Genomic DNA, 18719 nt, shown 5'->3' on the forward strand with positions numbered 1-18719 from the left:
TACATGCGCATCGGTATTATCGGGGCAGGTATTGGCGGTTTAACTGCTGCAATTGCTCTAAAGTCTGCCGGACATGAGGTGGATATATTAGAAAAGCGCCATGTATTGAAACAGCTCGGTGTTGGTTTAGGTGTTGGGGGTAATGCTATACGTGCTTTGAAACAGTATGGAATAGACGAAGATATTCGTGCAGCGGGAAACCCGTTAATTGAATGTCAGTTTAGAACAGATAACGATGAGCTATTAAATACACTTATATTATCATTATCAGAAGAAGAAAATATAACGATTCAGCGTGAGCAACTACATGATATTTTATTGCAGCATAATGATGCCGATATCCATTTAATAAAAGATGTTGTAGGTATTAAAGACTTTAATAATCCAGCTTTAACATTACAGGATGGTGCCAAATATCAGTATGATTTAATTATCGCAGCTGATGGCGTACATTCTAACATTAGACGACAGATGTTTAAAGATAGTGAAGCAATCTATCAAGGTTACACGTGTTTTAGAGGAACGAGTAAGGCAGTATCTGTTGATCATAAAGTTGCGCTTGAGTATTGGGGAGATACAGGTAGGTTTGGTATCGTACCACTGAAAGATAATCAAGTGTATTGGTTCTGCTGTATGAATGCCGAAGAAAGAGATACAGAATTTAGAAATTATAATAAGAAGAAACTGTTGCAATACTTTAAATCATTCCCTGATGCTGTGTTAGAAACGCTTGAAAAGACTGTCGGAGATCCTATTCAACATGATATTTATGATATCAATCCATTGAAGACATTTTATAAAGGCCGCGTCGTATTGTTAGGGGACGCAGCACATGCAACAACACCTAATATGGGACAGGGCGCATCACTCGCTATGGAAGATGCGGTATGTCTGGCGAATCAACTCAAGAAGTACCCGATAGATGATGCATTAAAAGCATATGATAAATTAAGTGTAAATCACACGAAAAAGGTGATTTTAAAATCACGTCAAATCGGTAAATCAGCACAACTAGAAAATAAAACACTTATTAAAGCAAGAAACAAAGCGTTGAAATTAGTACCTTTATCATTTTTAGAGAAACAAACATTCTTCTTAAGTCATCGTCATATTAATTAATACAAAATAAAAAAGCTCATCATGAGCTTTTTTAATTAAGTCTAGTCACTTTTAAATTTTGAATTTCCTGATCCAGAGTGTTATCAAGCACTTCAAAGAAAGTCATTAAGAAACGAATTTTACCACGTAACTCATATTCATTGAAGATAAGTGGCATCACATCGTTAGGATGTACTGGATTTTGTTCGATTGCATAATCAATGTTATCGAAATAATTTTCTACATCATGAAAATTTAATGTGTGACCTTTTTCTTTAAATAGCGCGTAATCACCAATCTGGTCTTTATGTTGATCTAAGCCTTCATGATATGCATAAGCGATTTGGAGTAAGTTGTATTTGATACTTTTAAACTTTGATCCGAAATTATAGTTAAATTGTGACGCGCTTAGTTTTTGGATTTGGCTGAGCAATTCATCTCTTGAAGATTTGACTTCTGTATAAATTTGATTACTATTGTTCATTCAGTTCACCTCACAGTTTGATAGTTACTTATACCCTGAAAGCATATATTTATGACATAAAAAGGAGAAACAATGCAAAATTCATTGATTAAAGAATTAAAAAGTTTATACACGGGTGAAGGATTTTCAAGTGTAATGTTCTTTCTCATCTGGTTGTACTGTTGTTTCAATCATGAGTATCAGGAAATAGCACGTAGCCTCCATATTGCTTTTCCGCTCATAACGTTATGTTTTATCCTTGCTATTGGTGCGCATTTCTGGAAACTGATGCATGACGTAGTAAAGAAGCGTGGTAAGATGCATATGACGATTAAGCAGCAGCATTTGTTCATTTTATTTAAGCGTGTATCTATTATACTCATCATGATTTGTAGTATGATATTTTTCTATGGGTTTATGACAAGTGAACGATATTTATTGTTAAGTGCTTTATTACTTTGCTTTGTGATTGTTGAATACATCAATTATTTTCATATTCGATTATCCTATTTAACGCCGCGAGAATTTGGGGCACTGCTTAAACATAAAAGATTGAGGCGTTCGCACTTAAATCGCGTCATGTACGAGGAGGTTAGAGATTGAACTTAAAACAGAGTGAAACGAAATATTTAACAGCAGTGCATGCTTTAATTGATATCATTCAGAATAAATTAACCGGAGAGCTCACAAAATCTACGACTGAACTCATCGAAGAACGCCGCTTTGCCTTTGAAGAGCTCGGTACAGAAATTTCTGATGATGCGCAGATTGAATATTCGCAAGTACTACCTTCTTTAAAATTACAAGAAGAAATTCAGGTTAACCGAAATAAGGTCACACAGCAGTTTAATAAGATGAAAAATCGTCCTTATTTTGGTGCTGTCACTTTAAAAGATGACGAGCATGAAACAGAAAAGTTTTATATCGGATTAAATAGTCTGAAGGATCCTTCAACAGGAGATCTCATAATCTATGACTGGAGAACACCGATTGCCAGTACATATTATGAGAACCAACTTGGTGAAGTAAGCTATAATGTGCCGTCTGTCGGTACACAAGTCGTAGATGTGTTGTCACGTATACAGATTGTTATTGAACAAGGGCGTCTGTTAGATGTTTTCGATTCAGAAATATATATTGGTGATGATGCACTGCAGCATCTGCTCGTTGATAGTGCAAAAGATAAGATGAAATCTATCGTTACAACGATTCAGCAGGATCAGAATGCAATTATACGTATGACTTCAAATCATGATATTTTAGTATTAGGACCACCAGGATCAGGTAAAACATCGATTGCAATGCAGCGTATTGCCTACCTTCTATATTTACATAGAAATAAAATGACAGCAGAACATATGCTGTTTATTACACCCAATGAGATGTTCGGCGATTATATATCTGATGTATTACCGGAGTTAGGAGAAGCACCGATTAATGCGACGAGCTTTTTCAGGTTAAAAGATAAAATGAATCGTCGTCACTTTCATGTCGAATCGTTATTTCAAAATATCGAGCGCATGCGTCATGCAGATGATCACGAACGAGCGTTATTTAAAATTAAAAATAGTAAGTTACTGCTACAAAAGATGGAACAAAAGATTGCATCGATTGCAGTGAAAAATATTAAATTTAATATATTAACAATTGGAGGCACACCTTTTGTAACGAAAGAGCATCTATCTTATTTATTTTATGATAAATTTGGTGAATCTCCGATTGATGCACGACTTAAAAAAATTCAGGTAGAATTAGAGCCGATTTACGAGGAACATTTACAGCAAGCGATAAAAGACAGAACGAAAGCATTAAAGAAAGTAACGCGATATATCGGTACAGATGAAGAACTTGAGAAGCGTGCTAAACGTGAAAAGACAAAGCAATATAAAGTGCTGAAACAATATATTAAAGATATTCAGTTTATCAATATTGAACGTATTTATCTCAATATATTAAAGTCGATAGAACAGAAAGCATACGAAGCAACACTCAATCAATTTAGAAACAAACAAATATATTATGAAGATATAGCGCCATTGCTATATTTATCAGTTAAGATAAAGGGATTGCACAGAGAAAGTATGATGCAGCACATCATTATTGATGAGGTGCAGGATTATTCAGTCGTCCAATTAGCTGCAATTAGTGCGGTCTATCCCAATGCACGAAAGACGATGCTCGGCGATAGTAATCAAATTGTACATCCTGCAGTGACATTTAAATTACCAGATGACATCAATGTCATTCATTTAACAAAATCTTATCGCTCTACAGTTCAAATTACTGAATTTACGAAAGGTTTGATAGGTAACAATGATACAGAGTCTTTAGGTGTTCAAGGCGAAGATGTATTAGAACTAGATTACGAAGCGTTTGTTAATACTGTAGAAGCATTGCAATCTGAAAGTGTCGCCATTATCGCACGTGATGTTCGACATGCTAATAAGATAGCCCAGACTTTAAAGGGATGTACTTTATTAACGCACGATCAATATACATTCACTAAAGGAAAAGTTATCATGCCGAATTATATGGCCAAAGGGTTTGAATTCTCGCATGTATTTATTGTCGGGTTTAATCAGTATGATCGGGAACAAGATCAGTTACTTTTGTATACAATCGCCAGTAGAGCGACACGTCATCTTTATTTGGTAGGTGATATCAATGATTAGTATTATAGAACCGATATTTAGGCAAATTGAATTTCAGGTAGAAAGTATAAAAATGCTTGCAAACAAAGTAGATATATTTATGTTAGAACAGGAAATCTATCCGGGTGGCAGAACTTGCTTTGAATTGCTAACACATATTGCATTGATACCTGAAGCTGATGTAATGCTTATCAAAGGTGCAGAGAAGTCTGAAATGGATGATTATTATCACTACTGGCAAAAAGAAGTGACATCAATAGAGGTTTTTGAAGCGAGACTTGAACTCAGCATGAATATGCTTCATGATTTTTATAATCAGCTTGAAGAAGATGAAATGCTTAATATGAAAATGACATATTGGCAGACACGTCAAACATATTTAGACTGGTTACTCGTTATTTTGACGCATTTAACACATCATAGAGCACAGTTGTATAGTGCGGTTAGACAATTTGGTGATGATGAAGGATTAAGTAATTTATTTGAATAAAAAATAGCTGACTATTTTGTCAGCTGTTCCATAATTGATTCGTATACTTCATTCCAGAATTCAGGTGTATTTTTATATTTTTCATGAATTTGATGGTGGACTTCTTTTTGTTTAGATTCAAAAAGTTTATCATCTTTAGCGGGTAAATCTTTACGTAAAACCATAACAAAATTTTGAACTTTCTCAGCGCGAGGACCCCAGTTTGTATATTCTTTACCCGATTCATCCAGGAAGACAAATTTCGGAATAGAACGTCCTCCATTTGTTAAATACTGATCCATTAATGATGGATTTGAATCACGTAAACTAATGCTTAACGGCATATCTGTCGCTTCCGCAATTTTCATTAGCACAGGTAAGTTCATCATCGCGTCACCACACCAATCTTCAGTGATGACGATGGCCTTTAAGTGTTTGTCTTTTACAGTTTGTAAACGTGGATCATCTGCAGGTAATTCAAAAGTTTCATAGATTTTATGCATTTCTGCTTTATTTACTTCCATTTGGTTAATATATTGCTCTAAAGATAAGCCTTGATTAAAATATTCGATTAAAGTCGTCATAAGTGCCTCCTGTAAGCTTTAATAATATAAATGTATTATAACAATATCAGAATAATCAAACAAAAGATATTATTTTCACTAAATAAATGAACATAAATTCATAAATATTACGGTATATACGGATGTTTAGCGTGATGTGAAGTGATACACTTACCTTAGCTAATAATTTTTCATACATGTAAGTCTTCTCTATGGGTAGTTTAACTACCCATCTTTTTTTATTTTCAACATTTGTAATTTTATGGTATATTAGTAGAGATAAAATAGGAAAGTGTGAGAAGTATGAAAAAATACGTATCAATTATTATCGTGCTCATACTAAGTGTCAGCATCGCATTATGGTTATATAACTATTGTACTACGCCTGACAATGATTTAAGTGAAGAACGCCTAGGTGATGTTAAAATTGGTGAAGAGTATGAAGAAAAAGATAAAGATTTTGTGAAAGATGCACGTATTCAGTTAGAAGGTAGAACATTTTATCGATCTGTTAAACGCAGAGGGTTAATCATTAGAAAAGATAATAAAAACAATCATATCACAGCAGTATCTTTATTTAAGAACCCCGCTGTTAAAACGAGTCGTGATATTACAATCGATAGTTCGAAACAAGAGGTTATCGATGCATACGGAAATACTTATAAAAAGTCGTTATTACCCAAACAGCAGACACAATTTCATTATAAGGATAAAGAGCATCATATCGGTATGAAATTTGTCTTTAGAGATAATAAAGTAAAAAGAATAGAAATATTTGCAGAGTAAGAGGTGACATCGTCGCCTCATCTTTTTTGTTTTCATTTACTTCGGTTTCCGATATAATGATATCAATAAGAGATTGAGGAGGAAATTATATGAATTATAAAGAAATTGTAAAAAAATATGCTGAAACAGTTGTAAGCGTAGGTTTAAATGTACAACCAGACCAAACGGTTGTAGTAACAGCTGATATTGATGCAATTGATTTTGTACGTGAAGTGACAAAAGCAGCGTATGAAAAAGGTGCAAGAGAAGTAATTCAGAAACTAACAGATGGTCCATCATCTCAAATGAAATTTGAATTTGCGCCAATTGAAGTGTTTGAACATATTCCGCAATATAGAATTGATGAAACGAATGATTTTGTACAGAATAAAGTAGCACATTTACGTGTCTATTCACAAACGCCTGAGTTATTGAAAGATGCAGACCCAAAAAAGATTGCTGCACAGGCAAAAGCATTAGGTGAAGCGAATAAAGATTTCTCAAGAGCAGTTGGTCGTTATGACTTCTCTTGGTGTATTGTAGGATTTCCGAATGATAAATGGGGTGAACTTGTATTCCCTGAACTCAAAGGAGAAGATGCAAAGTTAAAGTTACTTGAAGCGATGATAAAAGCAGTGCGTGTCGATCAGGATGATCCTGTAGCTGCATGGAAACTACATAATGAAACTTTAAATAAAAAAGCACAGCAGTTGAATGAAAAAGCATATGATAAATTACATTATAAATCATCTACAACAGACGTTGAAATTGGTTTGACGAAAGGACATGTATGGTTAGGAGCGAGTGCGATAAACTCTGACGGCGTAGAGATTCAGGTTAATATGCCGACAGAAGAAGTATTTACTTCACCAGACTATCGTCGAGTTAATGGTGTTATCGGTAATACACGCCCGCTTGCTTATCAAGGCGCAATTATAGATGACTTTAAATTAACGTTTAAAGACGGTGTGGTTACTGACTTTGAAGCAGGAGTCGGTTATGACGTTCTGAAGAATTTGCTGAACAATGATGAAGGTGCACGTCGTCTAGGTGAAATTGCATTAGTACCAGACGATTCTCCGATTTCTAACTCTGGCATCCTTTATTACAATACGTTATATGATGAGAATGCATCTTGTCACGTTGCATTAGGTCGTTCGTTCCCTAATGCGATTAAAGATGGTAAATCTTTATCCAAAGAAGAATTGATGGATAAAGGGTTAAATCAATCAATGATTCATGTTGACTTTATGATGGGTGGCAGTGATCTATCAATTGATGGTATTAAAGAAGATGGCACAGTTGAACCAGTATTTAGAGATGGTAACTGGGTAATTTAATTTTTAGTAGGTTGAGTGGTCGATTTAAGTTATAATTCGCCCACTCAAGCACATTTTAACTTCAAAATAATAAATGAGTGGGCGAAAAACATTGTTTTCGGCCCACTCATTTTTTATTCGACGGCATTTTCAGTAATAATAAATGTTTTATTATCTGCATCAATTACCGCATTTCGTCCATACGGTACAATACATTTTGGTTCATTATGTCCAAATGATGCATTAAACAACACCGGTTTATCCTCATGTCCCCATTCTTTCATGATCTTCTGAACGACTTCTTTATATTCATCATATAAATCACCGTTTTGAGGACGTCCAAATATAATGCCGTTAATACGGTCTAAAGTACCTAATGCACCTAAACTACGCATAAAATCTTCCATCAACCATTGTGGCATCAATACTTCAGAGGTTTCTAAAAATAATATTGCACCATCAAAATCTGTTTCATCTGGATAAACATCAGTGCCACGTAGAGAGATCATTAACTCCAGACAACCGCCGATTAACGGTCCGCTTGCCTGTCCTTTTCCATTTACTACGTCATATCCAGTATTATCAATTTTTTCACGGTCTATTAATTCATTTTCTTTATCCCAGCTTAATCCGTGTTTGTATACAAAGTCTGATGTCGGAATGTCACCGATGATTTCATTCTGAGTAAGCGTCTTATTAAAATGATTTCGTGAATACTCTGGAAAAGCATTATTTTCTGCAAAATCCGTAAGTAGTGACAAACCATAAAAACTTGAAAATCCAGCTTTTAAACAAACAAAATGTGTAAACGTTGAATCGGAATAACCCATAAAGATTTTAGGATGCTGACTAATGATCTCAAAATCCAGATAAGGTAGTAAACGTACGCTATCATCGCCACCAAGCGTAGAGATAATCGCCTTAACTTCCGGATCAATAAATGCTGCCATTAACTCTTCAGCACGTGCTTTTGGATGATCATAGTTAAATGCGAGACCTTTTAACGCGTTAGGCATAACTTTTACTTTGTAGCCCATCTCTTCAATACGTTTAATGCCAAGCGTTGTACGATGTTTCATCGTTGGCTCGCCTGCTAAACCTGAAGATGATGAAACAAGCGCAATCGTGTCTCCTTTATTAAGGCGTTTTGGTTTCTTAAGTTGAAGCATAATATCACCACTTTCCATAAATTATCTCAATTATATCAGAAAATTTAGAAAATAAAACTGAATATAAAAAATGAGTAGTCGGAAAAGATTAATTTCCTGCTACTCATTTTATTAATTTATATTTCATTGTCTATTTTAATAGATTGTTTTGGTGCTTCAGTAACATGTAGTTTTGGTAATAAGATATCTAGCGTACCATCTTTTTTAAAAGTTGCTTTAATCGCTTCCACCTGAACATCTGGTAAGTATAAAGAACGATGCATTGAACCAAATGAGCGTTCGCGTTTAATATAGTTATGTTCATTGTTCTCTACTACAGTTTCTTCAAGGCGCTTCGCTGTAATACTTAATGCATCATTTTGATAGTCTAGTTGGATATCTTCCTGTTTAATTCCTGGTAAATCTACATGAACAGTATAATCATTATTTGTTTCTTTAATATCTAACTTAAAACTATGATTATAAGCGTTATCTGCAAATTGACTGACCGATTTCGTTAACATGTCGTTTGCAACATCAAATACATTTTGTCCGCGAGAAAAGATACTATATTTATTATCCATGTTCATCACTCCTATTGATTTGATATATTTATCATAACACTAAGGTCAAATATGGTCAAATTATTGAGTGTCATTTGTAATAGCATCTAATAAATAATCGACGGTTGCAATAGTATAGGTTGGTTGTGCCTCTCTAATCTCATCTACATCTCCGTAACCATAGAGTACACCGATTGTATCGATATTATTCTTTTGTCCACCGATGATATCATGTTTGCGATCACCGATCATGATGCATTCATCTCTATTGAGTCCGTGTGTATCAATGACATGCTGGATTACTTCTGCTTTATTAGTCCGTGTGCCATCTAACTCACTACCGGTAATAGACTCGAAGTAATGTGCAAGATTAAAATGTTCTAAAATCGGTACAGCAAAATACGTTGGTTTACTTGTTGCGATATACAACTTTTTATCCATCGATTTTAATGCTTGTAATAGTAATGGAATGCCTGGATATACTTCATTTTCAAACATTCCTTTATCGCTGAAGTATTCTCTGTATAGTCTGATTGCTTCGGCATTATTGTCGCCTGATAATTGATAGAAAGTTTCATAACTTTCATGCAGTGGTGGACCGATAAACGGAATAAGTGCTGCATTATCCGGGGCTTCAATATTTAATTTTTGCAGAGAATAGATAATGCTATTCGTAATGCCCATATAAGGGTCAGTTAACGTGCCATCTAAATCAAAAAGTATATGTTGATACATTAATGGATGCCTCTTTCATATTGCATAGGCACATTAATATCATCGCGTAATGCTTTCACAGCATGGATTGCCCAGTATGGATCGTTAAGCATTCCGCGACCGACTGCAATTAAATCTGCATCATCGTTACGAAGTGTCATTTCAGCTGTTTCGGGTGCGTCTAAAATACCTACAGCAATTACGGGTACATCAAACTTTTCTTTGAAGCGTTTTGCAAATGGTACTTGATAGCCAGGATAGTTACCTGGTTTATCAATGCCAGCAGGTGCTTCACCTCCTGTAGAAATATGAAACATGTCGACACCAGCATTTAAATATTTTTCTGATATGGCTAAAGCATGTTCTATATCATAGCCACCATCCATATATTCTCGTGCTGAAATTCTAAAGATTAAAGGCATATCTTCCGGCATTACTGATTTTGCAGCTTTAATTACTTCAACGCCAAACAATGAAAGGTCCTTGCCGTATTCATCGTCACGTTTATTGATACCTGGGGAATGGAATTGATGAATTAAATAACCGTGTGCTCCGTGAAGTTCAATTGCATCAAACCCAGCTTCAACTGCTCGACGTACACTTTCTTTATATTTAACGACCATCGCTTTGACTTCTTCGTTTGAAAGTTCACGAGGATAGCGAATTGGACCGAAATCTGTAGGTTCTTCTACTGGCGTTGTAGATGATGAAACTGGCGTTTCAACATCACGAGCTTTTCTACCTGCATGGGCAATTTGAATAGCAGCTTTGGCACCATTATTATGAATACCTTCTACAATATGCTTATAAGCTGGAATTTGGGCATCATCCCATAAACCAAGACAGTTTTTCGTAATACGACCTTCTGGTTCAACATTTGTCATTTCTACAATAATAAGCCCCGTTTGACCAACAGCACGTGATGCATAATGGACGTAATGCCATTCAGTAGGCGTTCCATCCTCTTTTTCTACAGAATATTGACACATCGGTGGCATGACGATTCTGTTTTTTAGTTCCAGACCTTTGAATGAATAAGGGGTATTTAATAATGTTTTCATAATGATGCTCCTTTAGTTTTTTTATTTATTATAAAGCTTCTATCCGGAGAATGATAAACATCTGTTTGAATAACAATGCTGAACTGTAGCATTAATTAAATATTAATTAAATTTACATTTTAGTTAAATGAAATATCATTTTAAATAACGTATAATAAAAGTAAGTGAAGGTAAAGGGTGTGTATGAGATGTTTGAAGTGAAAACAGAGATTAAAATTATTCCTGATGGCTACGAATCTACAAACCGTTATTTCCATAAGCATGTATTAAATAATTATTTAGAGTTAGGTGTTACGTTGATCGGTCGATGGGTGAATGAGGACAAGACAATCATTACAGAGATTTGGGGATACTTAGACGAAAAGCATTATCGAGATTTCTTTGAGCTCCGTAAAAAGACGAAACACTATCAAAACTCATTACCAGATAAGTTAGCAAATGATAAGTGGATTATTTCAAAGAAAGATATGATCATAACGCCGACTGGTGATTATAAGATGGACTTACATATCGTCTCTACAAATGTACTCGTACAGAATGAAAAAGATGAAGTGTTACTGGTAAGAAGTTTACATCGTAGTGACACGTTAGAATTACCTGGGGGTCGATTAGATAAAGATGAGGATATGATTAGTGGTGCAGTGCGAGAAGTAAAAGAAGAAACTGGATTAGATGTCGCGATTAAAGGTTTATTGTACAGTTCGCATAACAAAACGAGCGGGATCGTCAATTTTACTTTTTTAGGTGAAGTGATTGGCGGTACATTGCAAAATGGTGATGAAGAGACAACGGATGTTGGATTTTATGCTATCAATAAAAAGAATATTTCGAAGTTTGTGACACGTAAAGTTTCGGAAGACCGCATACTTAATGCATTAGAGAAAAAAGCACAAAAATTTGATCTGTATGAGAATAATCCGTATAAAATAATTCAATCATTTAAATAAACCCTGAATCTACGTCGATTCAGGGTTTATTTTATTCACTGGCAAAAGTAATATCGCTGTTGATTTGTCCCGTAAACGATTGTACTGGTAGTGGTTTACCATCTAACCAATCCTGAAAATTTAAGGTTGTTGGTGTATTGTTACCACCGAGCGCAAATTGGACGCTTAAATCTTTAGGGAAGTAACAACTTGTATGAATCGTTCCGCTCCAGCTGGAATATAGTTCGCTGAATATGCCAGCTTCAGGGTCATTCATTATTTTAAATGCATTAGCGGCATCCGTATTACTATTTGTCTGCGCTTTTAAATTACGCATCCGCATCTCAGAATCTGTTAGTGCACGTCGATTCTCATGTGTTAACACTTCGAAGTGATTTGTGCAGTAATGATGTTCACGTACAATGATGTCGCGCGGTGTGGCTTCGACGATTTGCGTAATACCTTTTTTATCAAGCAGAATGTAGCTGAAACTAGAGCGGTGTGGAATTTCCTTTAAGAATTGCACAGCATCATCAACCGACTGACAACACTCAAGTATCATACGACCAATCATATAACATACGAAACCGTCTCCCGGTATTTTGCGATGCATGAAATTATATCCCATCGTAAGACCATGTTCGTTCATCCCGTCCATTCTACCTGTGATACGTGAAACAGGTGCCATCGTTGCATAGCCGGAATCATTTGGCTGGAAGAAGGTGAAGCGGCCATCATAAGTAGCAGGATGATAATCATAGTTTCTAACTAAAAAATTTTCCGTGGTGAATACACTACATCCGCTAGGTTTAGCATACACTCGGTAATGACCAAAGTTCTGTATGATTTGAGTCATATCCATCTTTAATACAGCCTGCAATCCAAGCAATTCTTCCCAGATACCTGGCGCGAAACGTTTAAATGCAGCTTTTGTCTCCTGAATATCTATATCGAAACGTGGGCGACGAATACGCCATTCACGTGCGCGATTCTCCATCATTAATGTTGTTTGAAGCCACTTTCCCTGTTCTATGCCGAAATCGAAATGACTCCCACGAAACTCTGTGATTACACTTTTAACTTGTTGCATTGATACACCTCCGTAAACACTATAGAGAAAGTATAACAAAGAATAAATAGAATGAATAATGTAAAGTGAACTTTACGTAAAGGAAGCTTTACATTATAATGATATTGAAGAGGTGAGTGTATGAAGAATAAATTAGCTGAATTTAGAAAGTTACATGGATACTCACAGGAAACATTAGCAAAACAACTGAAGGTATCAAGACAAACCATTATTTCAATTGAAAAAGGGAAGTATAATCCATCATTACCACTTGGAATGATGATTGCTGAAGTTTTTAATGTAAGTGTTGAAGCAATTTTTATATTAGAAGAAAGTGACTATGAGTGAGGAGGATGCGTATGTTTAATCATTTAGAAGGCAATAGACCGATGCTATATTTTCTTGGTGGTGGATTGTTACTGATGTCGTTATTTTTTATGGTTGTGATATTCGAGAAACCGGAACTATATGCGATGCAGTTAGTACTTGGCATTCATATGATTTTAATGGGAATACAAAATCGAGATGAATTGTTAGATGAACGCGTTGTCGCATTAAGCAATAGAGCATTTAAAACATCTTATATGGTGACACTACTTACAGGGATGCTATTTTTTACACTTTATACGTTTGGATTAATCACTATAAGAGCAGAAAGTGCAATTGTGATAATTTTGGCTATAATGTTTTTATCTTTTTCAGTGAGTAATTTCATGCTATGGCGAAAATATTAGGAGGATGTGTATGTTTAGTAGAAGAAAACTTAGTAGAGGAGAATTGATTATTTTTGGTACGGCAATTACTTCGATGATCCTTATTGCTTATATCACTTCAGGGTTTACTATGGATGGAGGAATTATGATTATGGCAGTAGGATTAAGTTATTTAATTAATGCAATAGAACCTGGTGCTGAAGTGGATGATGAAAGGGATCAACGTGTATTACTTGAAAGTTTTAGATGGATGACAATGTGTTTATATATTATATGGGCTGTATTATACATTGGAGCTTCGTTTAGTTTTTTTCATCTTTCTAAAGAAATGTATATTATCATACCGATGGCGGTTTGTATCCTTATACAATCAATAGCTAGAGTAATTCTTAGTAAATTTATCATGTGAATAAAAATTTAAGTTGAGCATGAATAGTGATGGTCGGTTCTAATCGATAACCGCCCCAAAACAAACAAAATGGGCCGATTCATCAAAAGAATCGGCCCATAATCATTTCTAAAATCAACTACTAGTAAACACCAACTGCATCCCAAGCTGCTTTGATAGTATTTGCTTCAGTTTGACCATATAAGTCTAAAGCTGATTGAATTAATGCTGCTTTAGTATCTTTAAAGTTTGATGTTGATGTTAAGTAGTAAGATAATGCACGGTAATAAATTTGTTCTGCTTTTGATTTATCCATTTTTGTCACAGTATTGTAGAATGCTTTGTTAGGAATTCCTGAGTTGATGTGTACGCCACCCCAGTCACCGTTTTCAGTGTTAGGTAAGCGTTGGTAGTTATTCATATGCGATGGTTGATTGTAAAGTTCTGGTTGTGAGAAACTACGTAATGCATCCCCAGCTTTTCTCGGTGTATAAACATCTTCACCCATCAAGAAGTCTGGGTCTACAAAGTAACCGAATACGTCCGACATTGATTCATTAATTGCGCCTGGCTCATTTTCATAAACAAGCCCTGCAGTATGTTCAGTTACAGCATGTGTTAATTCATGTGCGATAATATCGTTGGCACCTGATAATGAAGTGAAAGTAACACCATCACCATCGCCGTAAACCATAGCTTCGCCATTCCAGAATGCATTGTTGTAATTTGAACCATAGTGAACTACTGAGTAGATAGGTGCGCCTTTTCCGTCGTAAGAGTCACGATTGTGAGTATTTTTAAAGTAATCGTAAACTACATCGCCATAATAATGCGCATCAACTGCTGCTTTTTGACTTGAAGATGTGAAGTATTTATCAGTGTCTCTTACGATATTGAAGTTTGTTTGTGTGTTAGAAGCATCATAAGTTTCAATATTCCCAGTATGTGTAGTATCGGCTAGATAGAAGTAACTACCTTCCTGAAAGATATTTAAATTTTTATATTTATTATCAACACCGTATCCATAACCTGTCGTTGCAGCATCGTATAACATATTTTGTTTTTTGAGAATTGCGCCAGTTTCAGCATCAATTTGAACGTGCCAGTTTGCAGCTTCTGGAGAAACGTAGATTAATTGGATATTGTACACATATTTATTTTTATCTGCATTGACCGCTACTTCAGCTTTTTTAACGACTTTGCGGTTATCAAGATTTTTTACTTTATCTTTATCTGCACCGACTGCTTTAAATGCTAAATCAACTGCTTGATCTTGAGATAATTTTTGTACATTTGTTGGATTCACTTCTTTTTGGTCAAGTTCACCATTTACATGAACGACCTGGTTTTTATCGTTAACATGAATTTTAATTTCTTTATTTAGTGCTTTTTTACCGTTATTATGAGGTTTTAATGTATAGTGTGTGAATCCTTTATCGTCTTTTTCTACTTTTGTAATTTCATATTGTTTATAAAATTTCTTTGCAGCTTTGTCACCTGGTAAAGATTTTAAGAAGTTTTTTGCATCGATTTTTGATTGTACTTTCTGAAGGTGGTGAAGTGATTTGCTTGTTTCTGTTTTAGCAAAAGCTGTTTCGCCTTGAGATAAACTTGCTAGTAAAGTCGATGATAATACGACAGCAGGTAAAATGTACTTTTTATTCATTAATAACACTCCTTATTTGTCTAAAATTTAATTACAAGATTTATTATACGGATTATCAATTTTAATACACTCGTATACACCGCAATTATTTTTACTCAAAAAAGTTAACATGAACGTATTTTACTCATTCTATGTCTTTTTCATAGAATTATTTAAAATTTATGTTGAACAAAACCCTTTGATTTTAAGATATTTAACAAAATTAACAATTTATTAGATGTTAATTTAAAAAAGTAAAAAAAGATGTAGCTAATTATTAGCTACACCTTTTTCAACATATGCTCGAATCAATTTACGATCTTTTTCTCCAACTGTCTCAAAAGTAAATATACATAATGCTGCTTTCTCTGAAACATTATAATGTTCATCACCACGAGATATTTTAATAATAACTACATTAGCTGTACCGCGTTCAGTTTTATGCATTACATCGAATTGCCATTCTAAATTTGAGCTTTTGGTTTCATCGAGACAACGCTGGATACCTGCGATGAATTCATCATATCCTTGTTCATATTTAATGCCGTCATCATAGATGATATTCGTTTGAACATTTTTATCGATGATTTCTTTAATTTTTTCAATGTTGTTGTTCTGCCAAGCAGCTAGTAAATGTACGTGTGGCATTTGTCTCATCCTATCTTCTTTTTTATTTATACTATATCATAATCTTAAATATATAATATTAATTATTTCATTCCATTTTACTCATGTGGTAAAATATATTTAAAGAATCAGTAGAGGAGTGAAACACAGATGGAATTTGTTAAATCTCTATTCAAAGCAATCTTTATTACATTTTTAGTATTATCTGTTATTGTTACTGCTGGTGCAGCTTTATTTGTTATCAGCTTTAAGAAAGATTTTGAAGATATCGAACGTCGTACGAAAGCAATCATTGCTAAAATTGAATCAGAAAATGTTTAAGACTCTGTTATTTAGAGTCTTTTTATTTTGCATAAAATAAATTTATCCGGGGTGTTCAATTGAGTCCATTACAATCTATTTCACAAGAAGAATTACATGGTTTAGAAAATATTCATTCAGAGCAGGAAATGTTACAGCTGATTCAATTGATGAGAAAAGAAAGACCAGTTATTCATGATATCGTAATAGGGTGTAGTAGGAATAATCTTGATTTGATAAAAGCATATCAGTTTAAATTTTTGTGGGAACAATTTGGAGGTTTAGGAGGTACAGGTGGAACTGTGCTTGCAATTGTAAGCTGGAACCCACACTCATCTTCATTTAATAAATATGTTAAACGTATCGCCAGACACATACCAGATGGTTTCGTAGCAATCGGAGAAACTGGAGGTTTTGAACAAATTATGAGAAGATTGCATCGTTTCACAGATGTAAAAGCAGATAGAACATTTGTATTTTCTTCTTTAGAATCTCAGCAAATGATTAATAGTGGTGGTATCTTTATCTTTGAAGGTATGCAAGGCACTTCAAAACTCGGTACTTATTTTTCAGTTCGTAATGGACTAATTCAAATTACATAAATTAAAACGCACATGCCATAAGCATGTGCGTTTTCTCATTAAATAATATCATCATCACGCTTTTTACGTGTGAAGTACAATAATGCAACACCCGCTGCGATTGTCATAAGACCAGCTAATGGGAGTAATAAGCTCATTGCTTCACCAGTGTGCGGTAAATATTGTTCTTCATTGTTTGTCGATTTTGTGTTCGTTGTTGCATTGTTTGTTGAAGTATTATTATACGAACTTTTCCCAATACGATTATCAGAAGCGCTATCAGATTGATCACTAGAACCGTTGGTAGTGCTATTATTACGATAGTCATTATAATTGCTGCCCGATGCATAGCTGCTATCAGATGCATAGTCATCACTTAGCGTTTTTTGTTGTGACGTATCATCCGATGTAAATGATGGACGTGTGTTTTTTTTACTTGTTGTGTTGCTGGAATAATTATTTGCTGGAATATTATTATTACTTTCAGTACTATAATAACCATTTTCTTTACTTGTTGTGCCAGACGTAACTGAAGACTCACTATTACGTTTCATCGGATTTACTGCCTGTGGTTTTACTGGAAGCTGTGGTTTTACGTTAATATTATTAGTTGAATTACGTGTACGTGACGGTTCTCTATCCGTTACTTCATTAGAGCTATCTTCTTTCTTACTTCTTGCAAGTAATGGTGGTATATCATCAGGAGATTTGCGAATCGTTTCTTTTAACTGTGAATTTTTAGTTGTCGATTCAACAGAACGATCTCGTTTAATCGGCTTTGTTTGTGCTTCAAAGATTAAAAATTTCTCTTCACCAGGTTCAATCTTTACATTATCTGATTCCATAGTTTTGTTGAAACTTACTTCATAGATCTTGTGTGGCTCAGTTGTATTAAAAGTTACGCTTCCGTTTGATACTTCAGCTTGATCAACAAGTTCTCCATCATATTTTAAATATACAATGGTACCATCTTCTAGATTTAAAAATGAACGATCTACTGCATGAACTTTAATCGTTAGATTATCTTCTGGAAGAGGAGTTTCAGTCACCGGCATATCTTCTGAAGAAGGTATAACTTTCTCGGGATTAACAACTTCGATATTATTCAGTTCGCCAGGATTAATTTCATATTCTTGTCCGGCTATTTCAATCACTTTAATATCTTCAGCAATCACTGAATAACCATCATCTAAAGCAGTAAGAGATTGTTCTTCTTCGTTTACATTGATAATAAAAGGAAAGTCTTTAATGGGTTCATCGTGTATATCATGAAAATAAAGTACTGTAGAGGTTGCTTCGGCATGTGCTGTTGAAACTGTCGTGAGGGAAGCCATAATAGCAAATGATAAAAGTATTTTTTTCATATGGAACTCCTTTTTGCTTGTTGAATATATTATGACATAATTCAAAAGTAAGTGCTATAGAGTATCCAATAATTCACAATTGATTTAGTAAGTTAAAACGTAATTTATATTGTTTAATATATTGTCATATAAACGGTGTTTTTTCTTTGTTAATGCCCATTAAATGGTTATTAAGTGAAAATAGTAAATCGACTACAATGAAATAATATTGTAATTATTTTTTTAAATTCTATCGAATTTTTTGAATATTTCGTGTATTATTATATTAGCAATATATCATTTAGTGAATGGA

General features: G+C 34.5%; 22 protein-coding genes. 12 read left to right on the forward strand and 10 right to left on the reverse strand.

Annotated elements, in window-relative coordinates:
• Positions 1-3 precede the first annotated feature (3 nt).
• Positions 4-1119, forward strand: coding sequence for an FAD-dependent monooxygenase (locus BHX94_RS09720; RefSeq protein WP_111746262.1), 1116 nt, complete (start codon positions 4-6; stop codon positions 1117-1119).
• A gap of 31 nt (positions 1120-1150) precedes the next feature.
• Here BHX94_RS09720 and BHX94_RS09725 read toward each other — a convergent pair whose 3' ends face one another.
• Entirely contained in the window at positions 1151-1582 is a 432-nt protein-coding gene (locus BHX94_RS09725; protein ID WP_111746265.1) for a DinB family protein, read from the reverse strand.
• A 72-nt stretch (positions 1583-1654) separates the two neighbouring features.
• Here BHX94_RS09725 and BHX94_RS09730 point away from each other — a divergent pair, with 72 nt between their 5' ends.
• The 3 genes from BHX94_RS09730 to BHX94_RS09740 are packed head-to-tail and all read left to right on the forward strand — an operon-like array spanning position 1655 to position 4702.
• Positions 1655-2164 (forward strand): hypothetical protein, encoded by a 510-nt coding sequence (locus BHX94_RS09730; protein WP_111746267.1) that lies wholly within the window; start codon positions 1655-1657, stop codon positions 2162-2164.
• On the forward strand, positions 2161-4233 hold the full coding sequence (locus tag BHX94_RS09735; protein ID WP_111746269.1) for a HelD family protein: 2073 nt from the start codon (positions 2161-2163) through the stop codon (positions 4231-4233). Before BHX94_RS09730 ends, BHX94_RS09735 begins: the two co-directional genes overlap by 4 nt.
• Positions 4226-4702 carry a DinB family protein gene (locus BHX94_RS09740; RefSeq protein WP_096075857.1) on the forward strand — a complete coding sequence of 159 codons (477 nt, stop codon included), beginning with the start codon at positions 4226-4228 and terminating at the stop codon, positions 4700-4702. The genes BHX94_RS09735 and BHX94_RS09740 overlap by 8 nt, the downstream gene beginning before the upstream one ends.
• Before the next feature lie 11 nt (positions 4703-4713).
• Here BHX94_RS09740 and BHX94_RS09745 read toward each other — a convergent pair whose 3' ends face one another.
• On the reverse strand, positions 4714-5265 hold the full coding sequence (locus BHX94_RS09745) for a thioredoxin family protein (RefSeq protein WP_096075858.1): 552 nt from the start codon (positions 5263-5265) through the stop codon (positions 4714-4716).
• A 282-nt stretch (positions 5266-5547) separates the two neighbouring features.
• Here BHX94_RS09745 and BHX94_RS09750 point away from each other — a divergent pair, with 282 nt between their 5' ends.
• Complete coding sequence (locus BHX94_RS09750; RefSeq protein WP_111746271.1) at positions 5548-6030, forward strand: hypothetical protein; 483 nt, start codon at positions 5548-5550, stop codon at positions 6028-6030.
• An 89-nt stretch (positions 6031-6119) separates the two neighbouring features.
• The gene (locus tag BHX94_RS09755) at positions 6120-7349 is read left to right on the forward strand and encodes an aminopeptidase (protein ID WP_111746273.1); all 1230 of its coding nucleotides are present in this window, start codon (positions 6120-6122) and stop codon (positions 7347-7349) included.
• Between the two features lie 113 nt (positions 7350-7462).
• Here BHX94_RS09755 and BHX94_RS09760 read toward each other — a convergent pair whose 3' ends face one another.
• The 4 genes from BHX94_RS09760 to BHX94_RS09775 all read right to left on the reverse strand — a co-directional run bounded on the left by BHX94_RS09760 (position 7463) and on the right by BHX94_RS09775 (position 10814).
• Entirely contained in the window at positions 7463-8515 is a 1053-nt protein-coding gene (locus tag BHX94_RS09760; RefSeq protein WP_242446686.1) for a S66 family peptidase, read from the reverse strand.
• A 98-nt stretch (positions 8516-8613) separates the two neighbouring features.
• Positions 8614-9060 (reverse strand): Hsp20/alpha crystallin family protein, encoded by a 447-nt coding sequence (locus tag BHX94_RS09765; protein ID WP_170120822.1) that lies wholly within the window; start codon positions 9058-9060, stop codon positions 8614-8616.
• Positions 9061-9120: 60 nt separating this feature from the next.
• A complete protein-coding gene (locus tag BHX94_RS09770; RefSeq protein ID WP_111746277.1) occupies positions 9121-9774 on the reverse strand; it encodes an HAD family hydrolase in 654 nt (217 codons plus the stop codon).
• Complete coding sequence (locus BHX94_RS09775; protein ID WP_111746279.1) at positions 9774-10814, reverse strand: NADH:flavin oxidoreductase/NADH oxidase; 1041 nt, start codon at positions 10812-10814, stop codon at positions 9774-9776. The genes BHX94_RS09770 and BHX94_RS09775 overlap by 1 nt, the downstream gene beginning before the upstream one ends.
• A 188-nt stretch (positions 10815-11002) precedes the next feature.
• Between BHX94_RS09775 and BHX94_RS09780 the strand changes: the two genes are divergently transcribed.
• Positions 11003-11761, forward strand: a complete 759-nt coding sequence (locus BHX94_RS09780) for an NUDIX hydrolase (RefSeq protein WP_111746281.1) — start codon at positions 11003-11005, stop codon at positions 11759-11761.
• Positions 11762-11792: 31 nt separating this feature from the next.
• On the opposite strand, the gene BHX94_RS09785 is transcribed toward BHX94_RS09780, so the two are convergent.
• Positions 11793-12830: a C45 family autoproteolytic acyltransferase/hydrolase gene (locus tag BHX94_RS09785; RefSeq protein WP_111746283.1), complete on the reverse strand. Its 1038-nt coding sequence runs from the start codon at positions 12828-12830 to the stop codon at positions 11793-11795.
• Between the two features lie 120 nt (positions 12831-12950).
• On the opposite strand from BHX94_RS09785, the gene BHX94_RS09790 reads away from it, so the two are divergent.
• From BHX94_RS09790 to BHX94_RS09800, 3 genes are read left to right on the forward strand one after another with little or no spacing between them, the layout of a single operon-like run.
• Positions 12951-13157, forward strand: coding sequence for a helix-turn-helix transcriptional regulator (locus BHX94_RS09790; protein ID WP_096075866.1), 207 nt, complete (start codon positions 12951-12953; stop codon positions 13155-13157).
• Positions 13158-13168: 11 nt separating this feature from the next.
• Positions 13169-13543 (forward strand): hypothetical protein, encoded by a 375-nt coding sequence (locus BHX94_RS09795; protein ID WP_111746285.1) that lies wholly within the window; start codon positions 13169-13171, stop codon positions 13541-13543.
• A gap of 10 nt (positions 13544-13553) precedes the next feature.
• Positions 13554-13931, forward strand: a complete 378-nt coding sequence (locus tag BHX94_RS09800; protein ID WP_111746287.1) for a hypothetical protein — start codon at positions 13554-13556, stop codon at positions 13929-13931.
• Positions 13932-14052: 121 nt separating this feature from the next.
• Here BHX94_RS09800 and BHX94_RS09805 read toward each other — a convergent pair whose 3' ends face one another.
• Positions 14053-15576, reverse strand: coding sequence for a M4 family metallopeptidase (locus BHX94_RS09805; RefSeq protein WP_111746289.1), 1524 nt, complete (start codon positions 15574-15576; stop codon positions 14053-14055).
• A 249-nt stretch (positions 15577-15825) separates the two neighbouring features.
• Positions 15826-16203 carry a hypothetical protein gene (locus BHX94_RS09810; protein ID WP_111746291.1) on the reverse strand — a complete coding sequence of 126 codons (378 nt, stop codon included), beginning with the start codon at positions 16201-16203 and terminating at the stop codon, positions 15826-15828.
• 129 nt (positions 16204-16332) lie between these two features.
• On the opposite strand from BHX94_RS09810, the gene BHX94_RS12870 reads away from it, so the two are divergent.
• A complete protein-coding gene (locus tag BHX94_RS12870) occupies positions 16333-16503 on the forward strand; it encodes a hypothetical protein (protein ID WP_170120823.1) in 171 nt (56 codons plus the stop codon).
• A 59-nt stretch (positions 16504-16562) separates the two neighbouring features.
• Positions 16563-17084 (forward strand): hypothetical protein, encoded by a 522-nt coding sequence (locus tag BHX94_RS09815; protein ID WP_111746292.1) that lies wholly within the window; start codon positions 16563-16565, stop codon positions 17082-17084.
• Between the two features lie 38 nt (positions 17085-17122).
• Here the strand turns inward: BHX94_RS09815 and BHX94_RS09820 are convergent, their stop codons facing one another.
• Complete coding sequence (locus BHX94_RS09820) at positions 17123-18427, reverse strand: LPXTG cell wall anchor domain-containing protein (protein WP_111746294.1); 1305 nt, start codon at positions 18425-18427, stop codon at positions 17123-17125.
• Positions 18428-18719 lie beyond the last annotated feature (292 nt).

It is taken from the genome of Macrococcoides bohemicum, from assembly GCF_003259675.1.
GTDB lineage: Bacteria > Bacillota > Bacilli > Staphylococcales > Staphylococcaceae > Macrococcoides > Macrococcoides bohemicum.

Excerpts from the sequence above, each read along its gene's own strand:
- BHX94_RS09805 (WP_111746289.1), bottom strand. The coding sequence starts at position 15,576 with ATGAATAAAAAGTACATTTTACCTGCTGTCGTATTATCATCGACTTTA.
- BHX94_RS09760 (WP_242446686.1), bottom strand. The coding sequence starts at position 8,515 with ATGGAAAGTGGTGATATTATGCTTCAACTTAAGAAACCAAAACGCCTT.
- BHX94_RS09785 (WP_111746283.1), bottom strand. The coding sequence starts at position 12,830 with ATGCAACAAGTTAAAAGTGTAATCACAGAGTTTCGTGGGAGTCATTTC.
- BHX94_RS09800 (WP_111746287.1), top strand. The coding sequence starts at position 13,554 with ATGTTTAGTAGAAGAAAACTTAGTAGAGGAGAATTGATTATTTTTGGT.
- BHX94_RS12870 (WP_170120823.1), top strand. The coding sequence starts at position 16,333 with ATGGAATTTGTTAAATCTCTATTCAAAGCAATCTTTATTACATTTTTA.
- BHX94_RS09765 (WP_170120822.1), bottom strand. The coding sequence starts at position 9,060 with ATGGATAATAAATATAGTATCTTTTCTCGCGGACAAAATGTATTTGAT.
- BHX94_RS09755 (WP_111746273.1), top strand. The coding sequence starts at position 6,120 with ATGAATTATAAAGAAATTGTAAAAAAATATGCTGAAACAGTTGTAAGC.
- BHX94_RS09750 (WP_111746271.1), top strand. The coding sequence starts at position 5,548 with ATGAAAAAATACGTATCAATTATTATCGTGCTCATACTAAGTGTCAGC.
- BHX94_RS09745 (WP_096075858.1), bottom strand. The coding sequence starts at position 5,265 with ATGACGACTTTAATCGAATATTTTAATCAAGGCTTATCTTTAGAGCAA.
- BHX94_RS09790 (WP_096075866.1), top strand. The coding sequence starts at position 12,951 with ATGAAGAATAAATTAGCTGAATTTAGAAAGTTACATGGATACTCACAG.
- BHX94_RS09810 (WP_111746291.1), bottom strand. The coding sequence starts at position 16,203 with ATGCCACACGTACATTTACTAGCTGCTTGGCAGAACAACAACATTGAA.
- BHX94_RS09720 (WP_111746262.1), top strand. The coding sequence starts at position 4 with ATGCGCATCGGTATTATCGGGGCAGGTATTGGCGGTTTAACTGCTGCA.
- BHX94_RS09725 (WP_111746265.1), bottom strand. The coding sequence starts at position 1,582 with ATGAACAATAGTAATCAAATTTATACAGAAGTCAAATCTTCAAGAGAT.
- BHX94_RS09775 (WP_111746279.1), bottom strand. The coding sequence starts at position 10,814 with ATGAAAACATTATTAAATACCCCTTATTCATTCAAAGGTCTGGAACTA.
- BHX94_RS09780 (WP_111746281.1), top strand. The coding sequence starts at position 11,003 with ATGTTTGAAGTGAAAACAGAGATTAAAATTATTCCTGATGGCTACGAA.
- BHX94_RS09740 (WP_096075857.1), top strand. The coding sequence starts at position 4,226 with ATGATTAGTATTATAGAACCGATATTTAGGCAAATTGAATTTCAGGTA.
- BHX94_RS09795 (WP_111746285.1), top strand. The coding sequence starts at position 13,169 with ATGTTTAATCATTTAGAAGGCAATAGACCGATGCTATATTTTCTTGGT.
- BHX94_RS09730 (WP_111746267.1), top strand. The coding sequence starts at position 1,655 with ATGCAAAATTCATTGATTAAAGAATTAAAAAGTTTATACACGGGTGAA.
- BHX94_RS09820 (WP_111746294.1), bottom strand. The coding sequence starts at position 18,427 with ATGAAAAAAATACTTTTATCATTTGCTATTATGGCTTCCCTCACGACA.
- BHX94_RS09770 (WP_111746277.1), bottom strand. The coding sequence starts at position 9,774 with ATGTATCAACATATACTTTTTGATTTAGATGGCACGTTAACTGACCCT.